Source organism: Massilia sp. TS11 (assembly GCF_022012445.1).
Taxonomy (GTDB): domain Bacteria; phylum Pseudomonadota; class Gammaproteobacteria; order Burkholderiales; family Burkholderiaceae_D; genus Telluria.
In genome coordinates this window covers 1-1,047 of sequence record NZ_JAKLTS010000038.1, presented here as the reverse complement: position 1 = coordinate 1,047, position 1,047 = coordinate 1, and the positions used below count along the sequence as shown (strand labels likewise).

The following is a 1,047-nucleotide window of genomic DNA, read 5'->3' as shown; positions in this document are numbered from 1 at the left end:
TGTAACGACCCAGTGAATTCCTGCTCAGGTGATAATTCTGAAAGGAAGTCACATGAGCATGGTTATGGAAGAAGAGTTCAAGCGGTGGACAGCCAAGCGTAAAGCGGCGCTGGTCACTGAAATTATTCAGGGTAAAACGAGCGTTGCCGAGGCCAGTCGGGCCTTCGACATCCCGCCGTCCGAAATCGAAGAATGGGTCGATTAAGGCCGGCGTGGCATGGAGAACGCGTTGCGTGCGAAGCCGCTCGACGTCAAAGAACAGTACGAGCGGCAAATCAAGGAGCTTCAGGAAGCGTACGGCGAAGCGATGCTTGAATTGCGTGCCAGAAAAAAGCTGGCATCCCTGTTGGGCGAGGACGAGAAATGATCGAAACGATCCGCCAGGGACTTGCTGAAGACGGTTTTAAAGTTTCGATCAATAAGCTCTGCCAGTGGTTCGGGATGCCGCGCCGGACCGTGTACTACAAGCCTGTGAAGGGTGCGCCGAAAGTGCAGCCGCGCTTCGCTGATCCGATCAAGGCGATGATTACAGAAGAACCGTCATTCGGCTACCGCACCGTCGCTGGCCTGCTTGGCTTCAACAAGAACACGGTCCAGCGCATCTTTCAACTGCGTGGCTGGCAAGTGAAGAAACGACCCATCGGCTTTCGGCCGCGCGTGCAAGCTTTGCCTTCCGTGGCCTCGGCGCCGAATGAGCGCTGGTCGACCGACATGTGCCGGGTTTGGGCTGGCCGCGATGGCTGGGCCGTGCTGGCCCTGGTGATCGATTGCCATACCCGCGAATTGTTGGGCTGGCATTTGTCGCGATCCGGCAAAGCCAAGACGGCGGAGTCTGCATTAGAACAAGCCCTCATTGCCCGCTATGGAACGCTGGGCAAAGTGACCGCGCCATTCTTGCTGCGATCGGACAATGGACTCGTTTTCACCAGTCGAAGCTACACTGCCTTGGTCCGCAGTTATGGCTTGCGCCAGGAATTCATCACCCCGCATTGCCCGCAACAGAACGGTATGGTCGAGCGTGTGATTCGGACTTTGAAAGAGCAATGC

Annotated in this window: 1 protein-coding gene and 1 pseudogene; both read left to right on the top strand. The window is 56.6% G+C overall.

Annotated elements, in window-relative coordinates; all coding sequences use genetic code 11:
* Window positions 1-34 precede the first annotated feature (34 nt).
* Window positions 35-367 (top strand): annotated as a pseudogene (locus LZ005_RS21520) (transposase).
* Window positions 364-1,047: DDE-type integrase/transposase/recombinase (locus LZ005_RS21515; RefSeq protein ID WP_237811102.1), on the top strand; the 684-nt coding region annotated here is incomplete at its 3' end. The pseudogene LZ005_RS21520 and the gene LZ005_RS21515, both read left to right, overlap by 4 nt.